23 protein-coding genes and 1 pseudogene are annotated in these 20,121 nt (G+C 62.1%); 19 read left to right on the top strand and 5 right to left on the bottom strand.

All coding sequences use genetic code 11. The features are described 5' to 3' along the window. The first annotated feature begins 8 nt into the window (after positions 1-8). From AC0L37_RS18090 to AC0L37_RS18080, 3 genes are read left to right on the top strand one after another with little or no spacing between them, the layout of a single operon-like run. Complete coding sequence (locus AC0L37_RS18090) at positions 9-677, top strand: LON peptidase substrate-binding domain-containing protein (protein ID WP_282222428.1); 669 nt, start codon at positions 9-11, stop codon at positions 675-677. Continuing rightward, positions 677-925 (top strand): Trm112 family protein, encoded by a 249-nt coding sequence (locus AC0L37_RS18085; RefSeq protein ID WP_212660144.1) that lies wholly within the window; start codon positions 677-679, stop codon positions 923-925. Before AC0L37_RS18090 ends, AC0L37_RS18085 begins: the two co-directional genes overlap by 1 nt. Further along, the gene (locus tag AC0L37_RS18080) at positions 915-1,307 is read left to right on the top strand and encodes an ACT domain-containing protein (protein ID WP_282222429.1); all 393 of its coding nucleotides are present in this window, start codon (positions 915-917) and stop codon (positions 1,305-1,307) included. Before AC0L37_RS18085 ends, AC0L37_RS18080 begins: the two co-directional genes overlap by 11 nt. Here the strand turns inward: AC0L37_RS18080 and AC0L37_RS18075 are convergent. Next, the gene (locus AC0L37_RS18075; RefSeq protein WP_282222430.1) at positions 1,304-2,524 is read right to left on the bottom strand and encodes an FAD-dependent oxidoreductase; all 1,221 of its coding nucleotides are present in this window, start codon (positions 2,522-2,524) and stop codon (positions 1,304-1,306) included. The two genes, AC0L37_RS18080 and AC0L37_RS18075, sit on opposite strands and share 4 nt — an antisense overlap. A gap of 257 nt (positions 2,525-2,781) precedes the next feature. On the opposite strand from AC0L37_RS18075, the gene AC0L37_RS18070 reads away from it, so the two are divergent. The 6 genes from AC0L37_RS18070 to AC0L37_RS18045 all read left to right on the top strand — a co-directional run bounded on the left by AC0L37_RS18070 (position 2,782) and on the right by AC0L37_RS18045 (position 10,319). Continuing rightward, positions 2,782-3,120 carry a P-II family nitrogen regulator gene (locus AC0L37_RS18070; protein ID WP_212660147.1) on the top strand — a complete coding sequence of 113 codons (339 nt, stop codon included), beginning with the start codon at positions 2,782-2,784 and terminating at the stop codon, positions 3,118-3,120. Between the two features lie 25 nt (positions 3,121-3,145). After that, positions 3,146-4,522, top strand: coding sequence for an ammonium transporter family protein (locus AC0L37_RS18065; RefSeq protein ID WP_269371848.1), 1,377 nt, complete (start codon positions 3,146-3,148; stop codon positions 4,520-4,522). A 328-nt stretch (positions 4,523-4,850) separates the two neighbouring features. Beyond that, positions 4,851-5,189, top strand: a complete 339-nt coding sequence (locus AC0L37_RS18060; protein WP_212660149.1) for a P-II family nitrogen regulator — start codon at positions 4,851-4,853, stop codon at positions 5,187-5,189. A gap of 20 nt (positions 5,190-5,209) precedes the next feature. Further along, on the top strand, positions 5,210-6,571 hold the full coding sequence (locus AC0L37_RS18055) for an ammonium transporter (RefSeq protein WP_212660150.1): 1,362 nt from the start codon (positions 5,210-5,212) through the stop codon (positions 6,569-6,571). A 291-nt stretch (positions 6,572-6,862) separates the two neighbouring features. After that, positions 6,863-9,607: a DNA translocase FtsK gene (locus AC0L37_RS18050; RefSeq protein WP_282222431.1), complete on the top strand. Its 2,745-nt coding sequence runs from the start codon at positions 6,863-6,865 to the stop codon at positions 9,605-9,607. An 88-nt stretch (positions 9,608-9,695) separates the two neighbouring features. Next, positions 9,696-10,319 carry a LolA family protein gene (locus AC0L37_RS18045; protein WP_282222432.1) on the top strand — a complete coding sequence of 208 codons (624 nt, stop codon included), beginning with the start codon at positions 9,696-9,698 and terminating at the stop codon, positions 10,317-10,319. A 4-nt stretch (positions 10,320-10,323) separates the two neighbouring features. On the opposite strand, the gene AC0L37_RS18040 is transcribed toward AC0L37_RS18045, so the two are convergent. Next, entirely contained in the window at positions 10,324-11,139 is an 816-nt protein-coding gene (locus tag AC0L37_RS18040; RefSeq protein ID WP_269371844.1) for an undecaprenyl-diphosphate phosphatase, read from the bottom strand. Positions 11,140-11,251: 112 nt separating this feature from the next. Here AC0L37_RS18040 and AC0L37_RS18035 point away from each other — a divergent pair, with 112 nt between their 5' ends. From AC0L37_RS18035 to AC0L37_RS18020, 4 genes and pseudogenes are all read left to right on the top strand, one after another. Continuing rightward, complete coding sequence (locus AC0L37_RS18035) at positions 11,252-11,929, top strand: glutathione S-transferase family protein (protein WP_212660154.1); 678 nt, start codon at positions 11,252-11,254, stop codon at positions 11,927-11,929. After that, a complete protein-coding gene (gene queG / locus AC0L37_RS18030; protein WP_282222433.1) occupies positions 11,926-13,050 on the top strand; it encodes a tRNA epoxyqueuosine(34) reductase QueG in 1,125 nt (374 codons plus the stop codon). Before AC0L37_RS18035 ends, queG begins: the two co-directional genes overlap by 4 nt. Then, the gene (locus tag AC0L37_RS18025; RefSeq protein WP_473313646.1) at positions 13,047-13,916 is read left to right on the top strand and encodes an SDR family oxidoreductase; all 870 of its coding nucleotides are present in this window, start codon (positions 13,047-13,049) and stop codon (positions 13,914-13,916) included. Before queG ends, AC0L37_RS18025 begins: the two co-directional genes overlap by 4 nt. Continuing rightward, positions 13,913-14,565: pseudogene (locus AC0L37_RS18020) on the top strand (GNAT family N-acetyltransferase). The gene AC0L37_RS18025 and the pseudogene AC0L37_RS18020 overlap by 4 nt, the downstream one beginning before the upstream one ends. A 3-nt stretch (positions 14,566-14,568) precedes the next feature. Here the strand turns inward: AC0L37_RS18020 and AC0L37_RS18015 are convergent. Together AC0L37_RS18015 and AC0L37_RS18010 are read right to left on the bottom strand one after the other, a co-directional pair. After that, on the bottom strand, positions 14,569-15,546 hold the full coding sequence (locus AC0L37_RS18015) for a ribose-phosphate diphosphokinase (protein WP_212660158.1): 978 nt from the start codon (positions 15,544-15,546) through the stop codon (positions 14,569-14,571). 89 nt (positions 15,547-15,635) lie between these two features. Then, positions 15,636-16,409, bottom strand: a complete 774-nt coding sequence (locus tag AC0L37_RS18010) for an alpha/beta hydrolase (protein ID WP_282222434.1) — start codon at positions 16,407-16,409, stop codon at positions 15,636-15,638. Positions 16,410-16,594: 185 nt separating this feature from the next. Between AC0L37_RS18010 and infC the strand changes: the two genes are divergently transcribed. The 6 genes from infC to AC0L37_RS17980 all read left to right on the top strand — a co-directional run bounded on the left by infC (position 16,595) and on the right by AC0L37_RS17980 (position 19,839). Beyond that, positions 16,595-17,131 (top strand): translation initiation factor IF-3, encoded by a 537-nt coding sequence (infC, locus tag AC0L37_RS18005; RefSeq protein WP_212660255.1) that lies wholly within the window; start codon positions 16,595-16,597, stop codon positions 17,129-17,131. 263 nt (positions 17,132-17,394) lie between these two features. Beyond that, positions 17,395-17,883, top strand: a complete 489-nt coding sequence (locus tag AC0L37_RS18000; RefSeq protein ID WP_282222435.1) for a P-loop nucleotide/nucleoside kinase family protein — start codon at positions 17,395-17,397, stop codon at positions 17,881-17,883. 153 nt (positions 17,884-18,036) lie between these two features. Further along, on the top strand, positions 18,037-18,672 hold the full coding sequence (locus AC0L37_RS17995; protein WP_282222436.1) for an RNA polymerase sigma factor: 636 nt from the start codon (positions 18,037-18,039) through the stop codon (positions 18,670-18,672). Further along, the gene (locus AC0L37_RS17990; RefSeq protein WP_282222437.1) at positions 18,669-19,052 is read left to right on the top strand and encodes a VOC family protein; all 384 of its coding nucleotides are present in this window, start codon (positions 18,669-18,671) and stop codon (positions 19,050-19,052) included. The genes AC0L37_RS17995 and AC0L37_RS17990 overlap by 4 nt, the downstream gene beginning before the upstream one ends. Before the next feature lie 194 nt (positions 19,053-19,246). Then, positions 19,247-19,459, top strand: a complete 213-nt coding sequence (locus AC0L37_RS17985; protein ID WP_282222438.1) for a DUF4287 domain-containing protein — start codon at positions 19,247-19,249, stop codon at positions 19,457-19,459. A gap of 53 nt (positions 19,460-19,512) precedes the next feature. Further along, complete coding sequence (locus tag AC0L37_RS17980) at positions 19,513-19,839, top strand: YdeI/OmpD-associated family protein (protein ID WP_282222439.1); 327 nt, start codon at positions 19,513-19,515, stop codon at positions 19,837-19,839. An 85-nt stretch (positions 19,840-19,924) separates the two neighbouring features. On the opposite strand, the gene AC0L37_RS17975 is transcribed toward AC0L37_RS17980, so the two are convergent. Continuing rightward, positions 19,925-20,113, bottom strand: coding sequence for a hypothetical protein (locus AC0L37_RS17975; RefSeq protein WP_212660165.1), 189 nt, complete (start codon positions 20,111-20,113; stop codon positions 19,925-19,927). Between the last annotated feature and the right edge of the window lie 8 nt (positions 20,114-20,121).

Raw genomic sequence — 20,121 nt, 5'->3', positions numbered from 1 at the left:
GAGGCTCCATGCTCAAGCGACCAGCCTCTCCGGCTGACCTGCCCAAATCCGTGCCGATCTTTCCGCTCTCAGGCGCGCTGCTGCTGCCCTTTTCGCACCGGCCGCTCAATGTGTTCGAGCCGCGTTATGTCGATATGGTCGACGCGGCCCTGCGCGGCGACCGGCTGATCGGGCTGATCCAGCCCGAAGACACCAGCGAGGAAAGCCCGCGCGGGCGCGATCCGCTGCAGGCCATTGGTTGCCTGGGGCGGATCACCCATTTCGAGGAAAGTGGGGAAGGGCGCTACTTCATCATTCTCGAGGGCGTCACCCGCTTCCGGCTGGCCCATGAGCTGACCGTGATGACCCCCTATCGCCAGGGCGTGGTCGATGCTGCCGAATATGCCTTCGACTTCACCCGCGATTTCGGCGAGGACGAGGTCGATCGCGAGCGCTTCGTCAAACTGATGCGCGACTATGCCGAATTCGCCAATATCGAGCTCAATTTCGAAGAGATCGAACGCACCGGCACCGCCGATCTGGTCAATTTCTGTTGCATGGTGGGGCCCTATGGCCCGGCCGACAAACAGGTGCTGCTCGAAGCGCCCACGCTCGAACAACGCGCCGAAACGCTGATCGCCATGACCGAATATGAAATGGCGCGCGGCACCGGCGGTGGTGCGGCGCCGCTCAACTGATGGCCAATTCGCCCGCCAACCCGCGCCACGTCTTCGACATCAAGACGCTTGAAATGCTGGTGTGCCCGCTGACCAAGACGCGGCTGACGCTGTCGCCCGATCGCACCGAGCTGATCTCGGTGGCAGCGCGACTGGCCTTTCCCATTACCAGGGGCGTGCCGCTGCTCAGCCTTGATGAATCGCGCAGTGTTGATCCCGAAGCGCTGCGCCGCCTGCCCGATCTTGGGGGCGATGGCGATGAGCGGTGAAACCGATCTGTCGCGCCTGCTGGCCGGGCTCGATCCGGTGCTCGATCCAGATCCATATGGCTATGCACTGCTGGGGGCCGATCAGACCCTCCCCGCCGGTATCACGCCCTTTGGGCTGGTGCGCGAGGCCGAGGGCATGACAATCATCGCCACCTGCACCCAATTGGAAGCGGCCGGGCTCGACAGCGCCGGCCAATGGGCCCGTATCACCATGATGGTGCATTCGGCGCTTGAGGCTGTCGGTATGACGGCGGCCATGGCCACGGCGCTGACCGGCGTGGGCATCAGCGCCAATGTGGTGGCTGCCTATCACCATGATCATCTGTTCGTGCCGTGGGATCGACGCGAGCAGGCGCTGACAGTGCTGCGCCGTCTGGGCTAGAGCGGCAGGCCGCTCATCAGCCTGGGGCCGCCACTGGATACCCCTGCGGCCGTGCGGATCAGCGCGGTCTTGACCGGCCCGGCCCGATCCACCAGCCCCAGCCCGAAATCGCGCAGGGCCCGTACCGGCGCCACATCATTGGAAAACAGCCGGTTCAGCCCGTCGGTCATCGCCGCCATGCTGGCCGTATCGAGCCGACGCCAGCTCTGATAGCGCTCCAGCACATCGTCGCTGCCGTGGTCGAGCCCCAGCCGGACCGCCTCGATCACCACTTCGGCCAATGCTGCCACATCCTTGAGCCCAAGATTGAGCCCCTGTCCGGCAATCGGGTGCACCACATGAGCCGCATCGCCCACCAGTGCCAGTCGTGGCGCAATGAAGGCACGGGCGATCTGCAATCGCAGCGGAAAGCCCATCAGCTTTTCCTCAACGCTCACCGCGCCCAGCGTGGCACCCATTACCGCTTCGATTTCGCCGGCCAGCGCATCATTGTCGAGATCAAGATAGCGCTGCGCGGCGTCGTGGCGCTCGGTCCACACCAGCGAAGAGCGATTGCCGGGCAGCGGCAGGCTGGCAAATGGGCCCGCGGGCCGGAAGTGTTCATAAGCCACCCCATCATGGGGCAGATCATGGGCAATGGTGGTGACCAGCCCGGTCTGACCATAATCATGTCCGGTCACGCCAATGCCTGCCATGCCGCGCAGCGCCGACTGGCCACCATCGGCCGCCACGATCAGCGGCGCCTTCAATAGCTGGCCATCAGCCAGCGCCAGTTCGGCCAGATCACCCTGCGTGCTGTAACCGGTGACTTCGGCCGGGGCGATAATGCTGGCGGCATCGCCCAGCTTGTCCATCAGCACCTGGGTGCTGACCTTGTTGGGCACCATATGGGCAAACGCCTCGCCGGGGGCGACATCGCCATCAAAGGTAAGGAATAGCGGCCGGGAAATGTCGCCCTCGCCCGAATCGGTAATCCGCATCGAGTGGATCGGCTGGGCCTGGGCCAGCATGTCCGGCCACACCCCCAGCGCCTCAAACACGCGCCGCACGCCGGCGGCAATGGCCGAGGCACGATTGTCGCGCGGCACTGACAGCGGGCGCCGGTCGACCAGCGCCACGCGGATGCCGCGAGCCGATTGGGTCAGTGCCAGGGCCAGCGTCAGACCCACCGGCCCGCCGCCCACGATGATGACATCAAAACGACCCTGATCGCCCATTCCGGCCTCCTAGTTTTGGCCAGACACCTACGCCGATCTGGCCACGCTGCCAAGCTGAGCAGCTTTTGGGCAAAACTTGCGCAGTTGCCAATATTTTGTGCATTCGCTTTGCGCTGGCGCTGATTAATCAGCGGTCAGAAACAGTATCCATCCAGATTATGGCAAAGATTTCAGTCGTCTAGCGATTGCGGCGCAATTCTGGCACGGGTCTTGAGTCTAGTTGGTCGTAAAGACATTGCAGCGCTGTGGGAGATTACATGAAGCTGATTGTTGCGATCATCAAGCCATCACGTCTTGAGGAGGTCCGTCAGGCCCTCAACTCACTGGACGTCCACGGCATGACTGTCACCGAAGTCAAAGGTTACGGACGCCAGAAGGGCCATTCCGAAATCTACCGCGGTACGGAATACGCGGTGCACTTCTTGCCAAAGCTCAAAGTCGAGATCGCCGTTGACGACGATCTGGCCGATCCGGTCACCACCGCGATCCGCGACAGTGCCCAGACCGGGCGCATCGGCGACGGCAAGATCTTCGTGCTCGACCTCTTGGCCATAACGCGCATTCGCACCGGTGAAACCGGTTCGTCAGCGCTTTAATCGAATTCTCCGGAGAACAAGAACAATGACAGGTCAGAAAACACCGTGGCGCCTGCTCGGGGGCGTTGCCCTGGCGGGCATGCTGCTCACCCTTCCGGCGCTTGGCCAGGAAGCTGCAGCCGAAGCCGTCGAAACGGTCAGTGAAGGCGTCTCCGCTGACGTCGTCTTCATTCTCAACTCGCTGCTGATGCTGCTGGGCGGCATTCTGGTATTCTTCATGGCTGCTGGCTTTGCCATGGTCGAAGCGGGCATGGTGCGCACCAAGAACGTCTCGATGCAGCTGCTGAAGAACATCTCGCTCTTCGGCATAGCCTGCCTGATGTACTACCTCATCGGCTACAATCTGATGTATCCGCTGGGCAACTGGGCCATGGGCTCTGACGAAACCGGCGGCTATCTCGGCGCCTTCGGTATCGCCGTGCTCGAGGCTGTGGGCATTACCGCTGATGGCGCTGATGACTTCTCCTACGCTGCTACCAGCTCGGACTTCTTCTTCCAGGTGATGTTCTGCGCCACCGCTGCCTCGATCGTTTCGGGCACGCTGGCTGAGCGCATCAAGCTGGCACCCTTCCTGGTCTTCACCGTTGTGCTGACCGGCCTGATCTACCCGATCGCTGGCTCCTGGAAGTGGGGCGGTGGTTTCCTGGACAGCCAGTTCGGCTTCCTTGACTTCGCCGGTTCCACGGTTGTGCACTCCGTGGGTGGCTGGGCCGCTCTGGCCGGTGCCATTCTGCTCGGCGCCCGTCGTGGCAAGTACAATGCTGACGGCACCGCCAACGCCATGCCTGGTTCGTCCATGCCACTGGCAACCCTGGGCATGTTCATCCTGTGGCTCGGCTGGTTCGGCTTTAACGGTGCATCGCAGCTCGCCATGGGTTCGGTGGGTGACGTGGCCGATGTCGGTCGCATCATGGCCAACACCAATGCCGGCGCTGTCGGTGGTGCCCTGGCTGCCCTGGTTCTCTCGGGTATCCTCTACAAGAAGTTCGATCTGACCTTTGTCATCAACGGTGCGCTGGCTGGCCTTGTGGCCGTGACCGCCGAGCCGCTGACCCCGGGTCTGGGGACTGCAACGCTGATCGGCGCCGTTGGCGGCGTGATCGTCGTGCTGGCTGTGCCAATGCTCGACAAGCTCAAGATCGACGACGTTGTCGGTGCTATCCCCGTCCACCTGCTGGCCGGTATCTGGGGCACCATCGCCGTGGTCTTCACCAACTCTGACGCGACCATCGGTGGTCAGCTGGCATCCATCGCCATCGTCGGTGTCTTCGTCTTCGTGGTGAGCTTCGTGATCTGGTTCATCCTCAAGGCCACGATGGGCCTGCGCCCATCGGCTGAAGATGAAGATGCGGGTCTGGATCTCTCCGAGATCGGCATCGAAGCCTATCCAGAGTTCAAGTAATACGCCTTGGGAAGGTCGGGTCCGCCCGGCCTTCCACTTCGGCCTTCCTTGTCGAAGGCGTGCGGCTCACCCTCTTGGCCCGCCACAGAGGCTTCCCACTCGCAAAACCGTGGGCCGCACCCCTGCGACAAGCAATGCCTGAAAAATGCACAGTCATTGCGCTTTCTGCACAAATGGCAGGCAAAATCCTGCTGCCATTTGCGGTTCGTCACGCCACCAGCCTGTAACGTCTTGGAGTTGTTCAGCTTTAAAGCGCCGTGCCAGTTGGCACGGCGCTTGAGTCTATTGGACCATCCAGACCAAGCGCCAAGCTGCAAAGGGGGCACACGTGAAACTGGTAATCGCCATTATCAAGCCATCCCGTCTCGAAGACGTTCGTCAGGCTCTTTCCTCCCTCGATGTGCACGGCATGACCGTCACCGAGGTCAAGGGCTATGGCCGTCAGAAGGGGCACTCGGAAATCTACCGCGGCACCGAATACGCCGTGCACTTCCTGCCCAAGCTCAAGCTCGAAATCGGCGTCGACGACGCCATTGCCGATGACGTGTCCAACACCATCCGCGACAGCGCCCAGACCGGCCGCATTGGCGATGGCAAGATTTTCGTTCTCGATCTGCTGGCCGTCACCCGCATTCGCACCGGTGAAACCGGCGCGTCAGCCCTCTAAGCGTCATCGGAGAAACCAAGATGAAGACGTCTAAAATCCTCGGGGGCGCTGCACTGGCCTCCCTTCTGCTGGCGCTGCCAGCCTTTGCCCAGGACGCCGTCGCGCCCGCCGCTGAAGCGGCTGCGGTCGTGGACAAGGGCGATGTGGCCTGGATGCTGGTCTCGACCATGGTCGTGATCGTCATGACCATTCCGGGCCTGGCTCTGTTCTATGGTGGCCTGGTGCGCGCCAAGAACATCCTGTCGGTTCTCACCCAGGTGTTTCTCGGCTTCTCCATGATCGCCATTTTGTGGGTGGCCTATGGCTATTCGCTGGCCTTTGCCGGCCCGACCGAAGGGGGCCTGTCCGCCTTTGTCGGCGATTTCTCCAAATTCTTCCTCTCCGGGGTCACCCTTGATTCCACGATCGACACCTTCTCGGCTGGCTTCCAGCTGCCCGAAATGGTCTTTGTCGTGTTTCAGCTGACCTTTGCCTGCATCACTTCGACCCTGATCGTGGGTGCCATTGCCGAGCGCATGAAGTTTGGCGCACTGATGGCCTTTCTGGCCATCTGGTTCACCTTCTCCTACATCCCCATGGCGCACATGGTCTGGGCCGGTCCCGGCCTGCTGTTCAATCTGGGCGCCTATGACTTTGCCGGTGGCACCGTCGTGCACATCAATTCCGGTGTCGCCGCCCTGGTCGCCGCCATCGTGCTTGGCCCGCGTCTTGGCTATATGAAAGAGCCGCTGGCCCCGCACAATCTGATGGTCACCTATGTCGGTGCCGGCCTGCTGTGGTTCGGCTGGTTCGGCTTTAATGCCGGCTCCAATCTCGAAGCCAATGCGCTGACTGCCGTGGCGCTGATCAATACCGTTCTGGCCCCCGCCGCTGGTGCGCTGGCTTGGGCGCTGGGTGAAAAGATCACCCGTGGTCATGCCTCTGCGCTGGGTGCGGTATCCGGCGCCGTTGCCGGTCTGGTGGCCATCACCCCGGCTGCTGGCTTCTCCGGTGTCGGTGGCGCCATCGTGCTTGGCGCCGTCTCTGGCGTGGTCTGCCTGTGGGCCGTGGTCAATCTCAAGCCCATGCTCAAATATGACGATAGCCTGGACGTCTTCGGCATCCATGGTGTCGGCGGTATCGTGGGTGCCCTGGGCACTGCCATTGTTGCTGCGCCGGCCTTTGGCGGCTACCCGCTGGGCGAAGCGGCCGATTACGCGATCGGTGGCCAGTTCATGATCCAGCTGACTGCCGTGGCGATCGCCGTGGTCTGGTCGGGTGTGGTGGCCCTGGTAGCCATGCTGATCGTCAAGGCCATCTTTGGCGGCGCGCGTGTGCCCGATTCGGCCGAAAGCGATGGTCTGGATCTCTCCACCCATGGCGAACGCGCCTACAACAACTAATCCTGCAAGGCCCGGCGGCGGATCGCTGCCGCCGGGACCTGTCTCGAGACTGGTTGAGCGCGGCGTGCGGCTCGTGTCCCTCTTGGCCCGCCACAGAGGCTTCCCACTCGCAAACAGCACGGGCTGCACTCCGCGCTCAACCATCCCGGACCCGGCTCACTGCCGGGTCTTTTTGTTGTCCCACAGGGGTTTTCGCCCGCCCGCGGCGATGGTTAGCCTTGGGTTAACCCGACCCCACTAGCATGGCCGCTGATTGAGCCCGGAACGTGCCGGGCCACTTCGGACACGCCCATGCCCAGCTCACCTTCGCCCGTACTCGACGAAATTCGCTCAGTGCCACAGCGTGGCACCCGCGCCTCGACCAAGCCCTTGCCCACGCCGCCACCGGCGCTGGCGATTCGCATTCCCGTGCGCGTCGCTGGTCTGCTGGTTCTGGCACTGGTCGCGATCTGCCTGGCCGCCTTGGCGTCCTGGTCCGTCGATGATCCAAGCTTTACCTATGCCACCGCCAAACCCGCCGCCAACTGGCTGGGCTTTCCGGGCGCCGTGATCGCCGACACGCTGTTTCAGGTGTTTGGTCTGGCCGCGCTCGTCATGCTGGTGCCACCTGCATTGTGGGGCTGGACCTTTGCCCGCCGCCGCATGCCTACCCGCATGGGTCTGCGCCTGCTGGGCTGGATCGGCGCAACCTTGCTGGGCGCCGGCGTGCTGGCCTTTGTCGCCATGCCGGCCAGCTGGCCCCTGCCAACCGGGCTGGGCGGCCTGATTGGCTCGCTGTTCACGACGCTGGCTGCACTGGTCACGGGCGCGCAGCCTCAGGCTGTCACCACCGTGCTGTTTGCCATCATCATTGCCGTGCCCGCACTGGCCCTGTTCTGGACCGCCATGGGGCTGGGTGCCTCGGTGCCGACCGGCCCGCGCAAGCCCGCCAAATCGGCCCGGGGCGCTGCTGCAAATACGGCCGCACCGCAGACCGACGAGCCCGAGACCAATCCGATTGTTGATATCGCCCTGGGGGCGGTGGTCCATATGGGCTATTCCCTGCGTACCGCCTATCGCCGGGCCCGCGAGAGCCACGCCGAGCGTCATGCGGCCGAAGCGGCCAGCTGGCGTGAAGATGAGGTTGAACCAAGCCTGGACGGCAAAGGGTCTGCTGACCAGCGTCACGAGCCCGCCCTGGCGCCGACGCAGCGCCGCATCCACGCGCCGGTCGAGCCTGCCTTTACGGCGGACTTCACCGCCGAACCGGCTCATCACGTCACCCCAGAGGTTTCCGCCCGCATCAATGCGCGGCCCAGCTATGACGATACCGAACTCGACTACCCCGATGAGGTCGAGGACGACATGCCGTTTGTCACCGATGTGCCCGTGGCGCCCACCAATCACCGCCAGCAGGGCGATTCGCGCTTCCATCCGGCCGATCCGTCCAAGCCGCGCGTTACCGCGCCAGCCCCGCGCCCGCAGCCGGGCAACCGCATTGCCCGCGAAGCCCAGACCTCGTTCCTCGATGAACCCGGTGGCTTTGAGCTGCCGCCGCTGAGCCTGTTGGCCGAGCCCATGCATAAGGGCCCCTCGCCCGAGCACGCTCCCGAGCGGCTCGAGGAAATGGCCCGTCAGCTTGAAGGCGTGCTCGAAGATTTCGGCGTCAAGGGCGACATCATCAATGTCCGCCCCGGCCCGGTCGTGACGCTGTTTGAGCTTGAACCAGCCCCCGGCATCAAATCGAGCCGCGTGATCTCGCTGGCCGATGATATTGCCCGCTCCATGAGCGCCATCTCCGCCCGTGTGGCGGTGGTGCCCGGCCGCAATGCCATCGGTATCGAGCTGCCCAACGACAACCGCGAAACCGTCTATTTCCGCGAAATGCTGGCCAGCTCCGACTTCGAGAAAATGAAGGGCAAGCTGCCCATCTGCCTGGGCAAGACCATTGGCGGCGAACCCGTCATTGCCGATCTGGCGCGCATGCCGCATCTGCTGATCGCCGGCACCACCGGTTCGGGCAAGTCGGTGGGTATCAACACCTTCATTCTCAGCCTGCTCTACCAGATGACGCCCGAGCAGTGCCGCATGATCATGATCGATCCCAAAATGCTCGAACTGAGCATTTATGACGGCATTCCCCATCTGCTGACCCCGGTCGTGACCGATCCGCAAAAAGCGGTGGTGGCGCTCAAATGGGCCGTGCGCGAGATGGAAGATCGCTATCGCAAGATGAGCAAGATCGGCGTCCGCAACATTGACGGCTTCAACCAGCGCGTCAGCGAAGCGGCCAAGGAAGGCAAGACCATCAGTCGCACCGTGCAGACCGGCTTTGATCGCGAAACGGGCGAGGCCATCTTCGAGACCGAGGAATTCCAGCTCGAAGTGCTGCCCTATATCGTGGTGATAGTCGACGAAATGGCCGACCTGATGATGGTGGCCGGCAAGGACATTGAAGGCGCCATCCAGCGCCTGGCGCAGATGGCCCGTGCCGCCGGTATCCACATCATCACCGCCACCCAGCGTCCTTCGGTGGACGTGATCACCGGCACCATCAAGGCCAACTTCCCCACGCGTATCTCGTTCATGGTCACCTCTAAGATCGATTCGCGCACCATTCTGGGTGAGCAGGGCGCCGAACAGCTGCTGGGCAATGGCGACATGCTCTATATGGCCTCGGGTGGCCGCACCAAGCGTCTGCATGGTCCGTTTGTGTCCGATGCCGAAGTCGAAGCAGTGGTCACCCACCTCAAGAGCCAGGGCGCGCCGGATTATCTCGATTCGGTCACCGAAGAAGCTGATGGCGAGATGGACGATGGCGCCAGCGGGGGCGGTGGCGGCGATGGCTATGCCGGTTCGGGCGACGAGCTCTACGACAAGGCCGTCCATATCGTGCTGACCGACAAGAAGGCCTCGACCTCCTATGTTCAGCGGCGACTGGCCATTGGCTACAACAAGGCGGCCACGCTGATCGAGCGCATGGAACGCGAAGGCGTCATCAGCCCGGCCAACCATGCCGGCAAGCGTGAAATCCTGGTGGGCGGCGATCAATACTGATCGGCGCCACCAGGCCGTGGAACCAGCTGTTGCCGCAATTGGTTTCTAGGTTAGCCTGAGACGACCACTTAGCCAGGGACCAGTTTTCATGATTCGCCGCGATGCCTTGCTGCTCGGCCTTTCCGCCGCCTTCGCCCTCAGCACCTCTGCCTGGGCGCTTGACCGCGCACTGACCCCTCAAGAACAGCAGCTGATTGCCAATATCGGCGCGCATAACTCCGCCGTCCGCACCATGGTGGGGCGGTTCCTGCAGATCGACACCAATGGCGGGCGCACCGAAGGCACGTTCTTTCTCGAACGCCCCAACAAGATCGCCTTCCGCTACGCGCCCCCCAGCCGCGAGGAAATCGTCTCGGTCGGCAATGGCTTTTATGTGCTCAACCGCAAGGAAGAGACCTATTACGCCTATCCGCAGGACTCGATCCCGCTGCGCCAGTTCCTGGGCGATACCATCAACCTGCTCGACGCCAATGTGATCGATGTCACCACGTCGGATGGCTATATGTCGATCACGGTGATCGACGAAACCATTGCCGGCACCGTGCAGGTGTCGCTGATCTTTGGCACTGATACGCTTGATCTGGTGCAGTGGAGCCTGGTGGAGCCCAGCGGGGCAGAGCTGACTTTCTCGCTCTATGACGTTGAAAAGGATCGCGAAATTCCGCGCACCTATTTCTCCATCCCGGCCAATTACAAGCCGACCCGCAAATAGCGCGCTAGGCGCCGCCCATCGTCAGCAATGCGATGATGCCGGCGCCGCCAACGGCAATGCGCCACCAGGCGAACGGCGCAAAGCCATAGCTGGACACAAAGTTCAGCAGATAGCGCACCACGATCGCCCCCACCACAAAGGCGGCGGCAAATCCCACCGCGACATTGAGTGCAATGCTGGCGTCGATCAGATCGCGGCTCTTGTAGAGGTCGTAGCCGAATGCGCCGGTCATGATGGGCAGGGCGACGAAAAAGGTGAATTCGGCCGCACTGCGCTTGGTCGCACCAAACAGCATGGCGCCCACCACGGTCGAGCCCGAACGCGAAACGCCCGGGATCAGGCTGATCATCTGGAACAGGCCGATGATCAGCGAGAGATGCCAGGGATAGGCAAAGGCGTCATCATAGGTTTCGCGCTTGGGCATGCGATCGACAAACAGCAGCACGATGCCACCCGCCAGCAGCGATACGCAGATCGTCATGGGCGAGTGCCACAGCGCGCCCTGAATGAAATCGCGCAGCAGGATCCCCGCGATAATGGCCGGGATACAGGCCAGGATCACCGATGTGGCAAACCGCCAGGCATAGGCCTTGCCAGTCAGCGCATCGCGGATCAGCAGGCCCAATTTGGCGAAATAGATGGTGACAATCGCCAGGATCGCGCCAAGCTGGATCAGCACCACAAAGGTCTCTGGCTGGGTCAGACCGAAGAAATGTCCCGCCAGCAACAGGTGTCCGGTCGAACTGACAGGAAGGAATTCGGTAAGCCCTTCGAGAATTCCCAGGATCAGCGGCACAAAAAGACCTTGATCGGCGTTCATTTGATCCCCTAATCCTGTCCAGATAGTCTGCGAGTTCAGGCAAGCATTATAGCGCTTCGCAATCAGCGCCAAGCAGCCTCGCGTTGTGGCCAGAAAAAGAAATGAGCGTTCCATGCCCAGTCTGCTGCACCATCCTCTCGACCCCGCCTCGCGCCTGATCCGACTGATGTGCGCCGAATATGGCGTGCCGCTCGATATGGAAGAGATCAAGCCCTGGCTGCGCACGCCCGAACTGCTCGAAGTCAATCCGGCGGCCACCCTGCCCATCCTGATCGATGACAATGATCAGTCGGTGATCGGCCTGCTGGCCAATATCCACACCATTGAGGCGCTCTACGCACCCAGCGCCGTGGCCGGGCTGATGCCCGACGATGCCATCGTGCGCGCCGAGATGTGGCGGCTGATCGAATGGGTAATCTCCAAGCTCAATGACGAAGTCACCCGCTATGTGCTTGAGGAAAAGATCGTCAAGCGCGACCATCGCGGCGCCACCCCGGATCCCGCCGTGCTGCGTGTGGCCAAGGCCAATCTCAATGAGCACATGCTCTATTTCAACTGGTTGTTCGCCAACCGCTCCTGGCTGACCGGTGATGACATGACGCTGGCCGATTTCGCACTGGCCGCCCATCTCTCAACGCTCGATTATCTGGGCGATATCGACTGGGGCAAGGCGGGAGAGACCCGTGACTGGTATTCACGCATCAAGTCCCGTCCGGCCTTCCGTACCCTGCTCAATGACCGGGTTCTTGCCATGCCGCCGCACCAGGGTTATGCGGACCTCGATTTTTGATCCAGCCCGACGCCATCGTCGCCGAGCTCAAGACCCGCGCCACCGCCCTTGGCTTTGAGAGCTTTGGCATTGCGCCTGCCGATGCACGGCCCGACCTGCCCGAAAAACTCCAGACCGCGCTCGATGCCGGCTGGCATGGCGACATGGAGTGGATGGCCGAAACAGCTACGCGGCGCGGCAGCCCGACCCAGCTCTGGCCCGAGGCGAAATCGGTGATCCTGCTGGGCATCAATTATGGGCCGCAAAACGACCCGCTGGCGCTGCTTGACCAGCCCGGTCGGGGCGCTATATCGGTCTATGCGCGCAATCGCGATTACCACGAAATCATCAAGGGCAAGCTCAAGGAACTGGCAGGCCTGCTGGCACGCCGCTCCGGGGCCGAGGTCAAGGTGTTCGTCGATACCGCTCCCCTGATGGAAAAGCCGCTCGCCGAAGCGGCCGGACTGGGCTGGCAAGGCAAGCATACCGTGCTGGTCAGCCGCGAGTTTGGCTCCTGGCTGTTTCTGGGGGCCATTCTAACCTCGGCCGAGCTGCCCGGGGATAAGCCGCATGCGCAAAGCTGCGGCTCGTGCACACGGTGCCTCGATATCTGCCCCACCAATGCCTTTCCGGCGCCCTTCCAGCTCGATAGCCGGCGCTGCCTGGCCTATCTCTCGGTTGAGCATAAGGGTCAGATTCCATTGGAGTTTCGCGCGCCCATGGGCAATCGCATCTATGGCTGCGATGACTGCCTGGCAGTGTGTCCCTGGAACAAGTTCGCCTCGATCAGCCGTGAAGCCAGATTGCGCGCCCGTGACGAATTGGACGGCCCCGCCCTGGCCGATCTGGTGATGCTTGACGATAGCGCATTTCGCACCCTGTTCGCCGGCTCGCCGGTCAAGCGCATCGGCCTGCATCGCTTCTTGCGCAATGTCTTGATCGGTATCGGTAATTCGGCTGATAGTGCCATGGTGCCGCTGATCGAGCCGCACCTTGAAAGTGACAATGAACTGGTGCGTGGCGCCGCCATCTGGGCGCTGCGGCGGCTGGCGCCCGAGCGCGCCAACACGCTCAGCCAAGCTTATCTGCCGCGCGAGAATAATCCCGACGTGGCCCGTGAATGGACTGTGGATATCGCATGAACGCCCTGTTTTTCGGCTATGGCTTTTCGTCAGCAGCAGCGGCCAATGCGCTGCGCATCGGTGCACACACTGTCAGCATCCACGGCACTGTCCGCAGCGTCGAAAAGGCCGAGCGGCTAAAAGCCGATGGCATTACCCCACACCTGTTCGATGGCACACAACCCGGTGCCACGCTGGGTCCGGCCCTTCGCGCTGCGACCCATGTGATTTTTTCCATTGCCCCCGGCGCTGATGGCGATCCTGCCTTGGGACAGCATCGGGGCGATCTGGATGCGGCAACAGGGCTCGAATGGCTCTGCTATTATTCCACGGTTGGCGTCTATGGGGATTTCGGCGGCGCCTGGATCGACGAATCCGCGCCCCTGGTGCCGCGCAATGAACGCTCCGATCGCCGCGTGGCTGCCGAACAGGCCTGGCGCGACTACGCCGCCGAACGGGGCGTGCCGCTGACCATTTTGCGACTGGCCGGGATTTACGGGCCGGGTCGGTCCACCTTCGACAAGCTCGAACAGGGCAAGTCGCGTCGCATCGTCAAACCCGGTCAGGTGTTCAACCGGATCCATGTCGACGATATCGGCCGGATTACCGCCTTGGCCGCCACAGCAAAGCTCAACGGCACCTTCAATCTCAGCGATGACGAACCGGCGCCCCCCCAGGAGGTGATCGCCCATGCCGCTGACATGCTGGGTGTTGAGCCGCTGCCCGAACAGGCTTTTGACACCGCCGAGATGACGCCGATGCAGCGCAGTTTTTATGCCGACAACAAACGCTGCTCCAACGCCGCCATCAAAAAGGCACTGGGGATCGAGCTGCTCTATCCGACCTATCGTGAAGGTCTGGCCCAGATCCTGGAGACCCGCTCATGAGCGCGCCGCACCCAGCCAAATCCGCCCCCCAACGCATTGTGCTCGAAGGCCGCTTTGTGCGGCTCGAACCCATTGAGCGCCGCCATGTCGCCGATCTGTTTGCGGTGGCCCATCTGCCCGGTGGGGCCGAGCGCTATCGCTGGCTGTTCAGCGAGGCGCCCACCAGCGTTGCTGAGCTGCAGGACTGGATCGACAGCGCCAATGCCGGCCCGGACAGCTATGTCGCCATCATCGACAAAGCCACCGGTCGCGCCGTCGGCCAGCACGCCTGGATGCGTATCTTTCCCGATCATGCCTCCATCGAGATTGGCGGCGTCTACTGGGGCCTGCCCATGGCGCGCACCCCCTAGCGACCGAGGCATTCTATCTGTTTGCGCGCCACGCCTTTGATGATCTGGGCTACCGCCGCTTTGAGTGGAAGTGCAACAACCGCAATGAGCCCTCAAAGGCCGCGGCCCTGCGCTTCGGCTTTCAGTTTGAAGGGGTTTTTCGCCAGGACCGCATCGTCAAGGGCGAGAGCCGCGACACCGCCTGGTATTCGATCATCGACAGCGAGTGGCCGGCCCTGCGCGCCGAATATGAGCGCTGGCTCAGCCCGGACAATTTCGATGCGGACGGCATGCAGAAGAGCAGACTGGCAACGCGCTAGCGCTCAGCCCGCCGTGCCGGTGGCCGGCAGGGTCTCGGGTTCGGCATAGAACAGCGCGCTGACCGACTCGCCGCTATTGATGCGCCTTATGGCCTCGGCAAAGGCCGGGGCGACCGAGAGCACCGTCAGCTTGGGCAGACGCTTGCCGAGCGGGATCGGCACGGTGCTGGTGCAGACGATTTCGACAATATCGGCCTCGGCGGCCAGCTTTTCGATGCTCGTGCCGGCAAAGATGCCATGGGTGGTGGCCACGCGCACCGAGCGCGCGCCATGCGCCCGCAAATGCTGCAGCAGCTCAAGGATCGAGCCGCCACTGGCAATTTCATCGTCCAGCACGATCACGTCCCGATTGCGCACCTCGCCGATCAGCGTGGTGATGCGTACCGTGGTGTCATCAATGCGCTCCTTGGCGGCAGCGGCCACGGGCAGGCCCAGACGCTTGGCAAAGGCAGCGGCGTTCTTGGCATTGCCCAGATCGGGCGATACCACCACCGCATGGCTGAGATCGTACGCCTGGAAATGGGTCGCCAGCTCATCAAGCGCATGCAGCTGGTCAACCGGCACGCTGAAAAACCCATGCACCTGCGGCGAATGCAGCGCCATGGTCAGCACGCGATTGGCGCCCGCCGTGGCCAGCAAATCGGCGACCAGACGGCCACCCAGCGAGATGCGCGGCGCGTCTTTCTTGTCCGAGCGGGCATAGGAAAAATAGGGGATGACAGCGGTGATGCGCGCCGCAGAGGCGCCGCGGGCCGCATCGAGCATGAGCAGCAGCTCCATCAGATTGTCCTGCACCGGCGCGCTGAACGGCTGGATGATGAACACATCCTGCTCGCGGCAATTGGCCTGAAGCTGCACTTCCAGACAATCATTGGAAAAGCGCTTGAGCCGGGTCGGCTGCAAGGGGACGCCGAGATGGGCGCAGATTTGCTGGGCAAGTTCGGGATGGGCGCTGCCGCTGAAAACCGCTAGTTCGCTCATGGCACAACCCTCGTTCCCGATAGGGGGCGATTAGGCCATTTGGGCGTTACAATCAACTGCCCATGGACCTGCCGCAGGCGCGCAGGCGCCTATTGCGCCTCGACCTGCCGCAGTACGGCATCCCTGAGCCGCGCCAGATCCGCCTCGCGGCTCAGGCGGTGATCGCCATCGGGGATCAGTGTCAGGGTCACCGGATCATGCAGCAGATGGGTCACCAGCTTGATGGCGTGCGACTGCGGCACATCGGGGTCTTGCCCGCCCTGCAGGATGGTCACCGGACAGCCGGTCTCGATGACGCTGCCAAACAGCAAGTGCTGCTCGCCATCATCAATCAGCGCCTTGGTGATGCGATAGGGTTCGTCCGAATACTGGCTGGGCTGATCAACAAAGCCATTGGCCTGCATGGCCTGATGCTCTTCGAGCGTAAATTCGGGCATCATCAGTTCATGGGTCATGTCGGGGGCCGGCGCGATCAGCACCAGACCGTGAGCCGGCGTGCCCGCCTTGAGCAGGGTCCGCGCCAGCAGCAGGGCGATCCAGCCGCCCATGGACGAGCCGACAATGATCTGGGGGCCATTGGTGGTGCCATAGACCGCCACGGCCTCTTCGAGCCAGCGGCTGATGGTGCCGTGATCGAAATCGCCACCCGACACGCCATGCCCCGAATAGTCAAAACGGGTGACCTCAAGCCCGCGCTCAGCCCCCAGCGCGTCGAGCGCCATGGCCTTGCTGCCCGCCATGTCGGAGCGGAACCCGCCCAGCCAGAACAGGCCCGGGCCAGTGCCCTTGCGCTGCTCGATGGCGATGTCTCGGGCCGCCGATCCGGTTCCAACGGTGAGGCGGGTGGTTTGCGGGGCGGACATGGCAATGCTTTCCTAGGGAACCAGTAAGATTATTTCGTCGTTGGTGTACCCTAGAACGGGTAACGGCGTGCTATAGGTCCAGTGGGCCAGAAATTCAGCCGCTTTGCCAGTTGACTTATGGGCCCGGTGACACGATTTTATGCCCGAATTCACCGCTTGGCTTAATAACACAAGGATCATTTGCCATTCGCCGTCCAATGAGACCAGTCACGCCCCAGAAAGATGGGCCGCCCTCCAACGATGATATCACCAGCCCCGATGTCCAGCTCATCGACGCTGAAGGTGAGAACCGCGGGATCGTCAACACCCGCGAGGCGCTCACGGAAGCCCAGGATCAGGGTCTCGACCTTGTTTTGATCTCTCCCAATGCCAATCCGCCGGTCGCCAAGATGCTCGACCTCGGACGTTTCAAGTATGCCGCGCAGAAAAAAGCTGCCGAGGCCCGCAAGAAGCAGAAGGTGATTGAGGTCAAGGAAGTCCAGATGCGTCCGAACATCGACACGCATGACTACGAGACCAAGATGAAGGCCGTTCAGCGCTTTCTCGACGATGGCGACCGGGTCAAGGTGACCATGCGTTTCCGTGGCCGCGAAATGGCCCATCAGGACCTGGGCATGCAATTGCTGCTCAAGGTGCGTGAGCAGACCGAAGAGATCGCCAAGGTCGAAAGCCAGCCGCGTTCCGAAGGTCGCCAGATGGTGATGGTTCTCGCGCCCAAGTAAGGCACTCGACCAGTTCAGAATTGAAAAGGGCAGCCGCAGGGCTGCCCTTTTTGTTTGGGCGGCGCCCGCCGCCAACACACCCCCGCTTCCAAACGGATCACCTGCGGCTGGACGAAAAACCCCTGCATTGCTATCAACGCGGCATGACCGCCGCTGTTCACATCGCGACAACCGCACCAATTAGCTGCCCGACCTGATGCGTCGGGTCGGGTTCGTCCGGGTGAACACCATCGCGCTACCAGCGCCTTTCAGGGTCTGAAATCATGTCTGCCAACACAGCTGTGCTGCACCTTGTGTGCGGCAAGATCGCTGCAGGAAAATCAACGCTTGTCACGCAGCTGGGCCAATCGCCGAACACGATCATCGTGCGCGAGGATCACTGGCTTGCCCATCTCTATCCAGGCGAGTTGAACAGTCTGGCCGATTATGCCCGCAGCGCGGCGCGGCTGCGGGGCGCCATTGCCCCCCATCTGATTGACCTGCTGGGGAGTGGCGTTTCAGTCGTGCTGGATTTTCCCGCCAATACGCTCGCCAGCCGCGCCTGGATGCGTACCCTGTTCGAGGCCGCCGGCTGCGCGCATCAGCTGCACTATCTCGATGTGCCCGACGCGATCTGCAAGGCGCGCCTGCGGCACAGAAATGCCAGCGGCGAACACGAATTCACTGTCAGTGACGAGACGTTCGACCGCTTCACCAGCCATTTCGTCCCACCGTCAGACGACGAAGGGTTCGACGTGGTGCGCCATGACTAGGGTCTCTGGCGCAGCACACGGAACTTCCAAGCTGTCAGCGCCATGCGCCAATAGTGCACCGCTGAGAGGCTGGCACCCCTCTGCGGCGCTGTACTATGCTGCCTTGCATGAGAGGTTCAGCAATTCCCTCTTGTATCGACGGAGATCAGATAGTTGCGCTTAGGCCTATATGCTCAGCTTCAAGCCATTGCCCGGCGTGAAACCCGCAACGCAGATGCGGCAGATGATGTTGTGCAGGAAGCCATGCTGGCGGCGGTTCTGGCTGGTCGCACCAATTTCGACGCGCATGAGACGGCGCGCTGGTTGACCGGAACAGTGCGCAACCAGGCACGCATGGCCGCCCGCACCGCTGTACGACGACGCCGCCGCGAAACGCAGTGGCAGGCTGGCCTCACCTTATCCGATCAAGCCGTCAACAGTGATACTGGCGCCTTCCTTGCCGGCCTGCCCCCTGCGCTCAAGGCCGTCGCGGCCCTGGCGCTGTCGGGCCATACACGGCATGAAATTGCCTATCTCCTTGCCCTTTCAGACACTGCATTGCGCCAGCGTATCGTCGCGCTCAAGCGCAAGACGGTGGCGGCGGGGCTCGCCATGCCTGCGGACCTGCCTGGTCTTGGTCTCGATCTTGCCTATGGCAGCATTCGCGACGCGCTTCTGCCAAAGCTGCTGCGCCATGGCGGGGCTTTTGCCAGCCATGATCCGGACGGACATTTATTCGTGGTGCAGCGCTCACAAAACGGCAGCCCGCGGCAACAGGCAGTGCAAGTCAAACAGGAGAACCTCTCATGAACTTCAAGCCCAAGAGCGCCAGCATCGTCTATTACGTCAGTGACATTGAACGCACCGAGACCTTCTACAACCAGACATTGGGGCTCGGTCTGGAACGGATGGAAGGGGCCGAACCCTTTTGGCTGCAAGGCAGTCTGGAAGGCGGCCTCGAGCTCATCTTTTTCCAGCAGGAGGCGGTGCGTGGCAATACGCCTGCCATCATCTTCACGGTGCCCGACGGTGGCATTGACGATGTGGTTGCCGATCTGGCGACCAAAGGCGTCACCATCGTCACCCCGGTCAGCGAGGCACCGGGCGGCTGGAGCGCCGACTTTCTGGACCCTGATGGCTTTGGCATCGGCCTGTGGCAATCCGAAGAATTCCCGCGGTCGCTGAAATAAGGCAGCGCAGGGTGCACCGCGTCAGGCAGCACCCTGCTTGCCCGGCATGGTCGTCAAAACTGATAAGGGCAGCCGCAGGGCTGCCCTTTTTGTGCGGGGGCCAAACGGCGCGATGGCTGGATGCAACCCCGTTGCAGTGAAACGAATTGCGGACAAATATGTCGGCTGCGATCCCGATCTGAGGTGTTAGATTCATGGCAGACCAACCAGTCAAAGGGCCTGCATCCTATTTCCCTTCCATCGAGGAGAAATATGGCCGCCCCATTGCCGAATGGCAGGAACTGGTGCGCCAGAAGATGCCGGCGAAACACATGGAGTTGGTTGCGATGCTGAAAAACGACCATGGCATGGGTCACGGTCATGCCAACGCTGTAGTGGCGCACACTTTGGCAACTGAGAGGGGCTGAACCACCGATGCCCTCATGATATGGTCATGCAGAGCGGCTGTTTTGGAGGTTATATGCCAAACGCATTTCCACATGGCACGGTCCACGAGGCGCGCGAAGACCTTCAATCAGCTTTGCGATCGGATCCGGATGTTTTCAAGCTCTGGGAAGGGCTAACACCACTTGGCCGGAATGAATTTATCTGTTGGGTCGATGACGCGAAGCAGCCAAAAACGCGCCAGCGTCGCATTCAACGAACCTGTGACGAATTGCTGGAGGGCAAGAAGCGTCCTTGCTGTTGGGCCGGCTGCATTCACCGCACCGACAAAGCACCAAGCCCATGGCAACAGGCAGTCTTGATTGATCAGAAGGTCGAAAAGACAGGTCGCAAAGGGGCCTGAGCGAACCGCTGTTATCGCTCTTTCCATGACCAGACCCATTGTCGTCGGGCCTGCGAACGCCTGCACACATGCGGACATCTGCGGGCTAAAGCGCGAACATCACCGGGTCAACAGCGATGACAAAACTGATCCAGATGATCGCGGCAAGGCCATAAGCGCCGAACGCAAATGCGCTCGGCACCGCCTCTCCCCTCCGCCACCACAAGATCCAGCAAGGCACTGCCAGTACGGCCCACATGCCGCCGAAAATGACAATGCCGGATAGCGCGGCCATCAAGACCT

The organism is Devosia sp. J2-20 (assembly GCF_055808475.1).
This window is presented reverse-complemented; position numbering and strand designations above follow the sequence as displayed.

Excerpts from the sequence above, each read along its gene's own strand:
- AC0L37_RS18090 (WP_282222428.1), top strand. The coding sequence starts at position 9 with ATGCTCAAGCGACCAGCCTCTCCGGCTGACCTGCCCAAATCCGTGCCG.
- AC0L37_RS18085 (WP_212660144.1), top strand. The coding sequence starts at position 677 with ATGGCCAATTCGCCCGCCAACCCGCGCCACGTCTTCGACATCAAGACG.
- AC0L37_RS18080 (WP_282222429.1), top strand. The coding sequence starts at position 915 with ATGAGCGGTGAAACCGATCTGTCGCGCCTGCTGGCCGGGCTCGATCCG.
- AC0L37_RS18075 (WP_282222430.1), bottom strand. The coding sequence starts at position 2,524 with ATGGGCGATCAGGGTCGTTTTGATGTCATCATCGTGGGCGGCGGGCCG.
- AC0L37_RS18070 (WP_212660147.1), top strand. The coding sequence starts at position 2,782 with ATGAAGCTGATTGTTGCGATCATCAAGCCATCACGTCTTGAGGAGGTC.
- AC0L37_RS18065 (WP_269371848.1), top strand. The coding sequence starts at position 3,146 with ATGACAGGTCAGAAAACACCGTGGCGCCTGCTCGGGGGCGTTGCCCTG.
- AC0L37_RS18055 (WP_212660150.1), top strand. The coding sequence starts at position 5,210 with ATGAAGACGTCTAAAATCCTCGGGGGCGCTGCACTGGCCTCCCTTCTG.
- AC0L37_RS18050 (WP_282222431.1), top strand. The coding sequence starts at position 6,863 with ATGCCCAGCTCACCTTCGCCCGTACTCGACGAAATTCGCTCAGTGCCA.
- AC0L37_RS18045 (WP_282222432.1), top strand. The coding sequence starts at position 9,696 with ATGATTCGCCGCGATGCCTTGCTGCTCGGCCTTTCCGCCGCCTTCGCC.
- AC0L37_RS18040 (WP_269371844.1), bottom strand. The coding sequence starts at position 11,139 with ATGAACGCCGATCAAGGTCTTTTTGTGCCGCTGATCCTGGGAATTCTC.
- AC0L37_RS18035 (WP_212660154.1), top strand. The coding sequence starts at position 11,252 with ATGCCCAGTCTGCTGCACCATCCTCTCGACCCCGCCTCGCGCCTGATC.
- AC0L37_RS18025 (WP_473313646.1), top strand. The coding sequence starts at position 13,047 with ATGAACGCCCTGTTTTTCGGCTATGGCTTTTCGTCAGCAGCAGCGGCC.
- AC0L37_RS18015 (WP_212660158.1), bottom strand. The coding sequence starts at position 15,546 with ATGAGCGAACTAGCGGTTTTCAGCGGCAGCGCCCATCCCGAACTTGCC.
- AC0L37_RS18010 (WP_282222434.1), bottom strand. The coding sequence starts at position 16,409 with ATGTCCGCCCCGCAAACCACCCGCCTCACCGTTGGAACCGGATCGGCG.
- AC0L37_RS18000 (WP_282222435.1), top strand. The coding sequence starts at position 17,395 with ATGTCTGCCAACACAGCTGTGCTGCACCTTGTGTGCGGCAAGATCGCT.
- AC0L37_RS17990 (WP_282222437.1), top strand. The coding sequence starts at position 18,669 with ATGAACTTCAAGCCCAAGAGCGCCAGCATCGTCTATTACGTCAGTGAC.
- AC0L37_RS17985 (WP_282222438.1), top strand. The coding sequence starts at position 19,247 with ATGGCAGACCAACCAGTCAAAGGGCCTGCATCCTATTTCCCTTCCATC.
- AC0L37_RS17980 (WP_282222439.1), top strand. The coding sequence starts at position 19,513 with ATGCCAAACGCATTTCCACATGGCACGGTCCACGAGGCGCGCGAAGAC.
- AC0L37_RS17975 (WP_212660165.1), bottom strand. The coding sequence starts at position 20,113 with ATGGCCGCGCTATCCGGCATTGTCATTTTCGGCGGCATGTGGGCCGTA.